Origin of the sequence: Pyramidobacter sp. C12-8 (genome assembly GCF_002007215.1) — a bacterium.
Lineage (GTDB): Bacteria > Synergistota > Synergistia > Synergistales > Dethiosulfovibrionaceae > Pyramidobacter.
The window spans coordinates 1-7,655 of the sequence record NZ_MUHX01000051.1 but is presented as its reverse complement, the minus strand read 5'-3'; the positions used below and the strand labels follow the sequence as shown (position 1 = coordinate 7,655).

The following is a 7,655-nucleotide window of genomic DNA, read 5'->3' as shown; positions in this document are numbered from 1 at the left end:
TCTTTCATCAATTCAGACTAAATGCAAGCTCCTTTTAATTCAGATTTAATGCAACGGGGTACCGGATGTTGGGTTGCATTTACCTTGAAGAATTTCAGAAGAAACAAAGCGGCGCCGACGTTCGGGGAAAAAGCGCTTTTTTCGCCTCGCGTGTGTTATGATATGAATGTTCTGAAAGACTTCTTGCATCTGTCTTTCATCAATCCACCATTGAGGAGTGGCTTTCATGAATGGTTCCATCGCTGCAAAATTCAAGAAGTCCATCATGTTCCTCTTCAAGATCCTGATCGTCGTCACCGCCGTCGGACTTTACATCGGCGGCTTCAAAATCTGGTACGAAGCGCCGCGCCTGATGTTCAAGGACAATTACGTCGTCGGCGTAGTCTACCTGTTGGTGTTCTATACTCTCAGTTATTCATACGGGGCTTACCGTATCGGTATCCTGCGCCTGCGCGAGCTGATCTATTCCTTCTCGCTGGCGCTGGCCATCGCCAATTTCACGGGATACTCGCAGCTGAGCCTCATGCTGCACCGTTTCATCGCGGTGGGGCCGATGATATTGCTCACGTGCGCGCAAGTTCTGGCGGGAACGCTGCTTTACGTCGCCGCCAACGCCGTTTATTTCGCCATCAATCCCGCCCGCGACGCGCTGGCCATCCTCGCCAATCCCGAAGACGACGAGCGCGTGCTGAGGAAATTCCTCAGCGAGAGCAAACGCTATCGCATCGTCCAGTACTGCCACGAGAGCGACGGGGATGCGGCGGTGCAGAGCGCCATGGACGGGCAGCCGCTGGTGCTCATGCTCGGGCACGGGCGGCCGGAGTTCCGCAGCATGGTGATCCGTCACTGCTACGAGACGGACAAACGTCTGCTCATGGTCCCCAACGTGGACGAGATCTTCGTCCACAGCGCCGTACGCTGCCAGATCGACGATATCCCCGCCTTCCTGTTCCGCGGACATCAAATGAGCAGCGAGCAGAAGCTCATCAAGCGCGCTATCGACGTCGCCGGTTCGGCCGCGGCGCTGATCGCGCTCAGCCCGCTGATGCTGATCGCCGCGCTGTCGGTCCGTCTGCACGACGGCGGTCCGGCGCTCTATCGGCAGACGCGCGTCACCGAGGGCGGGCAGCCGTTCCAGCTGTACAAGTTCCGCACTATGGTGCAGAACGCCGAGTCCAACGGCGCCGAGATGGCTTCCAACCACGACGGCCGCATCACTCCCGTGGGACGCTGGCTGCGCATGCTGCGCATCGACGAGCTGCCGCAGCTGTTCAACATCCTCAAGGGCGACATGTCTCTCGTCGGCCCGCGGCCGGAACGTCCCGAGCTGATCGAGCAGTACTGCCGCCAATACCCGGAGTTTCGCTACCGTCTCAAGGTCAAATCCGGCCTGACGGGCTATGCGCAGGTATTCGGCCGCTACAACACGCTGTTCGAGGACAAGCTCAAGCTGGATCTGCTCTACATCCAGCATTTCTCGCTGATTTTCGATTTCTATTTGATGATCTCCACCGTCAAGGTGCTCTTCATGCCGTCAAGTTCGGCGGGCGTCGAGGAAAAAGATCCCGGCGGCAAATGAGCATAACGAGACAAGGCCCGGCGCCGGAAAAATTTTCCGGCGCCGGGCCTTGTCTCGTTATGTAATCGCAATCGGTTCCCGGCGCTCCTACATTTTTCTCAGCGCGCTGACTACCGCTTCGATGGATTCAAGAGCGTCCTCGGGCAATTCGTCGACGCCCCCGCCGGCGGTCTCGCGGCTGGCAACGAAGCGGGCGCGGTCTTTCATGCGGGCCATGAAGGCGGCGCGGTATTTTTCGTCGTTCAGATCCATCTCGAAGCCTTTCACCGGCAGATACTCGATGCCGGGCAGCCCCGTCGGCTCGAATTTCGCCGTGCCGTCGACGACGGCTTCGAGCGCGGCGAACGTGTCTTCCTTCGTCACCTTTTTGCCCATGAAGTCGCCGGTGTTGAGAACGTAACAGTCGACGCCGTCTTCGATGAGCGCCTTGAAACGCTCGAAATCCATGGACAGCGGATAGGTACGGAACGGATTGGCGTAGCTTTCGATCACCAGGGCGTCGGGATCGACGCCCTGGGCCAGCTGTTCGGCCGAGGTGCGCTTCGTGGCCAGCGTGGCCCCCATCGTCGCGGCCAGCGAGGCGCCGGTGAGCTTGAGCATCGGCGGCAGCGTCGGGTCCTTCATCAGCCAGCAGATGGCGTTGAGCGGCTCGTCGATGCGGTCCACGCGGTTGGCCGTCCACAAACGCGACTTGACGGCGCGGCCGTTGCCGTTGCGCACGTCCTCGGTGACGGCTATCGTTTTGCCGGCGGCGTCGCGCGTGACGCCGCAGTTCTGTACCGTCAGCAGGTATTTGTTGGCCTCGCAGCCGATCGGGTAATCCTGCAGCTTGTCGAAGTAGGTCGGCTCCATGGCGATAGCGTACTTTTCCCTGACGTTGACGACGAACGCGTCGTCGTGCAGTACCATGATGTCGTACTTGCCGCCGTGAGTCGCGTGGGTGATGGTCGACTTGCCGGAGCCGGAAAGGCCGAACACGGCCAGCACGAACTTTTCGCCGTCGCGGCGCGTGAAGCGCTTCAGGCCGCCGTGACAGGAGGCGTAGCCGTGGCGCGCGGCCGTGCCCCAGCCGAGCGTCAGCGTGCCTTTTTTGAACTCGCCGAAGTAGCGCATGCCGAGAATGGCCGCGCAGTTCTGCTCCGGCGAGAAGAAGGCCAGCCCGAGCGGAAAGTCGGGATGCGTCCAGTACGGATCGGAATAGACGAGGATGTCGCCTTCGCCGGGAATGACGCGGCTGCCGGCGTAGAATTTTTTCACTTCGTCGGTCATGAACTGGAAATTCAGCATCCAGCTCAGCAAGTTGTTCTCGAATCCTTCGGGGATCAGAAGGCGGGCGCGGACGGTGAAGTCCGTGTCAAGCCCGACCACCGTCTCGGCTTCGTAAAAACGGCGGAAGCGCCCCTGATAAACGGCTTCCCGCACGATCTTGCACAGTCCGGCCGTGTCCACTCCGGGCGTATCGACGATGCGTCGGGCGGCCGCAGCGCGGCCGACGACGGCGCCGTCGTCGAACATCAGCACGTTGGCGCCCTTCGGCAGCCCCTGCGCCTCCGGCTGATACACGGGCATACCGGTCAGCTCCAGCGTGCCGGGGCTGTTTTTGGCCAGCTCATAAGCCTGGGCGACGCTTTCGATCTTCGTGACGTTGTTGCCGTAAAACGGCGTTTCGACAATGGCGCGCACGGGCAAAGCGTTGATTTTTTTGAAGAGTTCCGCGTTTTCGAAGTGCTCCAGTTCAACCATAAGATTCAGTTCTCCTCTTTTCCGTCATCTGCACATCTGCGGCTATAAGAATCTCTTGCATCATCCGGTGCGTCTGCTTGCGATAACGCAAGAACTTCTTCCGTGTTTCACGAGTTTATAAAAAAATGCCGGGACAGTCAATTAAAATCTTATATTTCAACTATATTTTTTACAAACATTCTGCTCATCTATCTTTCTGCACTCTCCCCTCAAATTTCACCCCAACGGGTGATGTCTTTTCTTTCTTTTATCAGTATGTTATATTTAAACAAAATTCCTGCAAGGGATCGTTCCGCGCGGTCCGACAGAACCAAATATTGTTGTTTTCGCTAATGCGTCCGGATATCTTTGCCGTTATGCTTTTTACAAAGCAACAAAATTTGCGTTGAAGGAAGTCTTCGTCATGAAACGGTTCTGCCGCACCACCGCTTTTTTCCTGATCCTGCTGACGCTGGTCGTCGCCTTTGCGCTTCTCGGAGCGGTCGCGGGCCGGGCGCAGCTTCTCAACACCATGTGTTTTTAAAGCCTTAATTTTGGGGAGGTATCCATTATGAACCGCAAAGTCCTTCGTTTCACCCTCGCCGCGCTGGCGGTGCTGACGCTGGCGGTCACGGCCGTCGCGGCGCCGCTGCGGAAGAACCGGGCCATCGCCGTCATCCTTTACGACGTCGAGCCCGGCACGCGCTATACGTCGCTGTCCAGCTGGAACTACTACGGCGGCATGAGCTATACGCACTACGCCTCGGCCGCCCGCGGCGCCGCCCTGGCAACGGAGACGATCCGCAGCGCGCTGGTGAGAAACGGCTACAAAGTCGTCAGCGACCAGATCACCGCCCGCATCGTCAAGGCTCAGCCCAAACAACCCGGCCCCGGCGCCGTCAAGAAGATCAGCCGCGCGCACGGCGTCAGCCAGTACGTCGACGGCACCGTGGAAGTGCTGGACACGATCCGCAACGAGTTCGGCATGTACACCGGCTCGGCCGTCGTCATGGTGCACGTTTACGATTCCACGGGACGCACGATCTTCTCCGATTCCGCCATGGGCAAGGAAGTCGGCGCCACGCCTGACGAGTCCGAGATCAAAGCCGTCAGGAAAGCGGCCGAGGAACTTGCCGAGAAAATCACCGGCGTGCCCGCCAACCCCAACGTCACCGACGGGGGCTTCTACGTCTTCGTCAGAGGAGCGCGCGACCTCAAATCCGTACAAAGCGTGGTCACCGCCTGCAAGACGGTTTACGGCGTCACCTCCGCCCGCACCGGGCGGTTTGACGGCGACTGGGCCCAGCTGACCGTGTTCGGCAACTTCGACCTCAAGGAACTGCAGAAGGCCATCGTCGACAAAGTGCCTTACGCCCGCATCAACGACATCACCGACAGCACCATGTACGTCGACATCTATTAGACCGAAGGGAGCTCCCAGACCATGAAAAAATCGCTCAAAATCCTGCTGGCGTTTTGCGCCGCTCTGTGCCTCGCCGTTCCGTCTCTTGCGGCCTATACCATCTCCGTCGAGACCTTCCGCAACAGTTCCGGCCGCCACGTGCCCGTCGATTCCATCATGGACATGATGATCACCGAGCTCGTCAACAGCGGCACCTTCCAGGTCGTCGAGCGCGACCGTCTCGACGTGATCGCCCGCGAGCAGCGCATGGGGCAGTCCGGCCTGATCGACAGCAACACCGCCTCGCGCACCGGACGTCTTGCCGGCGCTCAGTACATGATGACCGGCGCCGTGACCAAATACAGCGCCAGCGACACCGCCGGCGGCGGCATTATCGGCGGCGGCAGCAGCCTGATCGGCGGCCTGATCAACACCAACACCGCCTACGTCACGCTCGACGTCAGGATCGTCGACACCACGACCGGCGCCATCGTTTACGCGGGGCGCGCCGAGGGCGCCGGCACCAACGTCCTCGGCGGACTGCTGAGCCGCTACGGCGGTTTCGGTACCGGCCGCAGCGGCGGACAGCTGGCTACCGCCACTCACAAGGCCATTACCAAAGTGATCGCCAATCTCCGCGCCGCTATCGGCGCCGGCGCCGCGCCCGGCAGCGCCGAAGGGTTCCACGTGCTTGAAGCCAAGGGCGTCCGCAACGTCACCATCGACGCCGGCACGGCCACCGGCAGCGCCCGCAAGGGCCAGTATTACGCCGTGTACCGCGAGGGCGAAGCGATCCGCGACCTTCACGGCAACGTACTTGACGCGGAACATTACTATGTCGCCGTGATCCAGATCATCGACGCCCGTCCCCAGTATTCCAAGGCCAAGATCGTCCGCGGCGGCGGGCTCAGACGCGGCGACGGCATCGAGCCGATCCGCAAGCCCGACGACGTCAAGCTCGACTACGAATAAGTTCTTTCCGGTCCATCACAACCTGCGCTCCACCCCAGAGCGCAGGTTGTTTTATTACTCCAAGGAGGATTATCGATGAAAGGAATCAAAACGCTGTGCGCCGCCGCGTTTCTGATGACAAGCGTTCTGCTTTCGCCCGCCGCGGCCGTGATCCGCATCGGCGTGGACCGTTTCAGGTCGGGAGCGCCGGGAGTCTCGTCGGACGTCGCCGACGCGCTCACGGAAATGTTCATCACCGAACTTTCCAATTCCGGATCGTTCCAGGTCTACGAGCGCACCGCCCTCGAAAAAGTGGCCCGCGAGCAGAGGCTTTCCATGTCGGGACTGGTGTCCGAATCGACGCTCGTCAAAGTCGGTCGTCTCGCCGGCGTGGAATGGATCATCACCGGCGCCGTCACCCAGTTCGACGAACAACAGACCGGCGGCGTGCTGCCCATCCACAACTTCGGTCTGGCCGTCGGCAGCAACGTCGGCACTGTCACGCTCGACGTCCGCACCATCGACACCACCACCGGCGCCATCACCGCCGCTCTGCGTCAGACCGGCGCGGCCAGCCGCGCCATCGCCGGTGCCGTGTACGAAGGTACCGTGATCGGCACGACGCAGTACGGCGGCGTCGGTTCGCAGGCCGCCATGAAAGCCGTCAAGCGCGTTGTGCGCGAACTGGAACGCCGCATCGGCGGCGTCGCCTATCACGTCATCAAAGTCACGCCGCAGCGCGCTCTCATCGACATGGGCTCCGCCAAGGGCGCGGCCAAAGGCCAGCTCTACGGCGTCTACGAAGAGGGCGAACCGATCCGCGCCATCGACGGCTCCATCATCGACGCCGAAAAAGTCTATCACGCCCTCGTCAAAGTCGTCGAAGTCAAGCCGAACTACAGCCTCTGCGCCTACGTGAAAGGCAAGGGCGGCCCCGCTTCCATCCGCACCGGCGACCTGCTCGACGAGATCGACCCCGGCGAGAGCGCGCGCAGCCTGCCCGTCACCGCCGAACGTCTCGTCTCCGACGCGCCCGCTCCCGTGATTGCCGGCGGCGAAGCTCCGCCCGAACCGACGGTCCCCGACGCACCTCCGCTTCCCCAAAGCGACAAGACCGGCAAGGCCTCCGTACCGGGGCAATATGCCGACGAAGGCGGTCCCGTCTTCAAAGACAATCCGCCCGTAAATGTGAACAGCTGCACGGATGACCGACTGTTCACTGCCTACAACATGCCGGCCAACCGCCTCTCGAACCTGCGCATCATCTACCGCAACGGGCAGAGATCCTACAAGGCGGGGCAGTACCGCAGCGCTTACTCCATGTTCAACCGCAGCGCCCGCGAGAACAGCTTCGACCTGCTCAACACCTACTGGGCCGGCATGTCGGCGCTGAAATGCGGCGACAAGAAGAACGCCCGCAAATGTTTCGACGCCGTTCTCGCCATCAACCCCAATTACCAACCTGCACAAAAAGCTCTCAAACACCTCACGTAATGCGGATTGCCGATAAAACTTTTTCATCGAGAATTCGCATCGCTTCTCGCGGACGCGTTTCTGCGCCCGCGTTTTGCGCTTTCCCGTTCATCGTCATATACCGGCCGATCACGTCGCCGACAGCGGGATCGAGCCAGCCCGATTTATCGATCCTGACGCCGCTGGCACAAATCGGTAAATTTTCAGAGTAAATGCAACCTCGTCAAAGTAAATGCGACGGGGTTGCATTTACTTTGACAGGACAAAAGCAGCAAGCAGTCATTACGAACACATAATAACGATCAAGATTGCGCTAACGGAACAAATTCAAGGGGATGAAAAGCTGTTACGAGGAAATTGTCCGAAAAAAGTGCATACAAAAGTGATCCTCAACTGAAAGCAAAATTTTCAGTTCAGAGTTAATGCAATCAAGAAATTAAAAAGGAGCCGTTATTTACCGGCGAGAAGAGTCCGCTTTAAACAGATATCCTGTGGCGGAATAAGTTCGAGTCCGAGTAAATGCAATAC

At 59.7% G+C, this 7,655-nt stretch carries 7 protein-coding genes; 5 read left to right on the top strand and 2 right to left on the bottom strand.

The genetic code is table 11. The features are described 5' to 3' along the window. Positions 1-45: 45 nt before the first annotated feature. Entirely contained in the window at positions 46-228 is a 183-nt protein-coding gene (locus tag B0D78_RS12945) for a hypothetical protein (protein WP_168170130.1), read from the bottom strand. Between B0D78_RS12945 and B0D78_RS11950 the strand changes: the two genes are divergently transcribed. Then, positions 227-1,579, top strand: a complete 1,353-nt coding sequence (locus B0D78_RS11950; RefSeq protein WP_078017167.1) for a sugar transferase — start codon at positions 227-229, stop codon at positions 1,577-1,579. The genes B0D78_RS12945 and B0D78_RS11950 overlap by 2 nt on opposite strands. An 87-nt stretch (positions 1,580-1,666) precedes the next feature. Here B0D78_RS11950 and B0D78_RS11945 read toward each other — a convergent pair whose 3' ends face one another. After that, positions 1,667-3,322, bottom strand: a complete 1,656-nt coding sequence (locus B0D78_RS11945; protein WP_078017166.1) for a phosphoenolpyruvate carboxykinase (ATP) — start codon at positions 3,320-3,322, stop codon at positions 1,667-1,669. A 550-nt stretch (positions 3,323-3,872) separates the two neighbouring features. Between B0D78_RS11945 and B0D78_RS11940 the strand changes: the two genes are divergently transcribed. The 4 genes from B0D78_RS11940 to B0D78_RS12940 all read left to right on the top strand — a co-directional run bounded on the left by B0D78_RS11940 (position 3,873) and on the right by B0D78_RS12940 (position 7,339). Further along, positions 3,873-4,724, top strand: coding sequence for a hypothetical protein (locus tag B0D78_RS11940; RefSeq protein ID WP_078017165.1), 852 nt, complete (start codon positions 3,873-3,875; stop codon positions 4,722-4,724). Between the two features lie 21 nt (positions 4,725-4,745). After that, a complete protein-coding gene (locus B0D78_RS11935) occupies positions 4,746-5,675 on the top strand; it encodes a CsgG/HfaB family protein (RefSeq protein ID WP_078017164.1) in 930 nt (309 codons plus the stop codon). 75 nt (positions 5,676-5,750) lie between these two features. Beyond that, the gene (locus tag B0D78_RS11930) at positions 5,751-7,148 is read left to right on the top strand and encodes a CsgG/HfaB family protein (RefSeq protein ID WP_078017163.1); all 1,398 of its coding nucleotides are present in this window, start codon (positions 5,751-5,753) and stop codon (positions 7,146-7,148) included. Then, positions 7,148-7,339 (top strand): hypothetical protein, encoded by a 192-nt coding sequence (locus B0D78_RS12940; RefSeq protein ID WP_168170129.1) that lies wholly within the window; start codon positions 7,148-7,150, stop codon positions 7,337-7,339. Before B0D78_RS11930 ends, B0D78_RS12940 begins: the two co-directional genes overlap by 1 nt. Positions 7,340-7,655: the final 316 nt, after the last annotated feature.

Coding starts and splice junctions, on each gene's coding strand:
- B0D78_RS11950 (WP_078017167.1), top strand. CDS start 227: ATGAATGGTTCCATCGCTGCAAAATTCAAGAAGTCCATCATGTTCCTC.
- B0D78_RS12945 (WP_168170130.1), bottom strand. CDS start 228: ATGAAAGCCACTCCTCAATGGTGGATTGATGAAAGACAGATGCAAGAA.
- B0D78_RS11945 (WP_078017166.1), bottom strand. CDS start 3,322: ATGGTTGAACTGGAGCACTTCGAAAACGCGGAACTCTTCAAAAAAATC.
- B0D78_RS11940 (WP_078017165.1), top strand. CDS start 3,873: ATGAACCGCAAAGTCCTTCGTTTCACCCTCGCCGCGCTGGCGGTGCTG.
- B0D78_RS11935 (WP_078017164.1), top strand. CDS start 4,746: ATGAAAAAATCGCTCAAAATCCTGCTGGCGTTTTGCGCCGCTCTGTGC.
- B0D78_RS11930 (WP_078017163.1), top strand. CDS start 5,751: ATGAAAGGAATCAAAACGCTGTGCGCCGCCGCGTTTCTGATGACAAGC.
- B0D78_RS12940 (WP_168170129.1), top strand. CDS start 7,148: ATGCGGATTGCCGATAAAACTTTTTCATCGAGAATTCGCATCGCTTCT.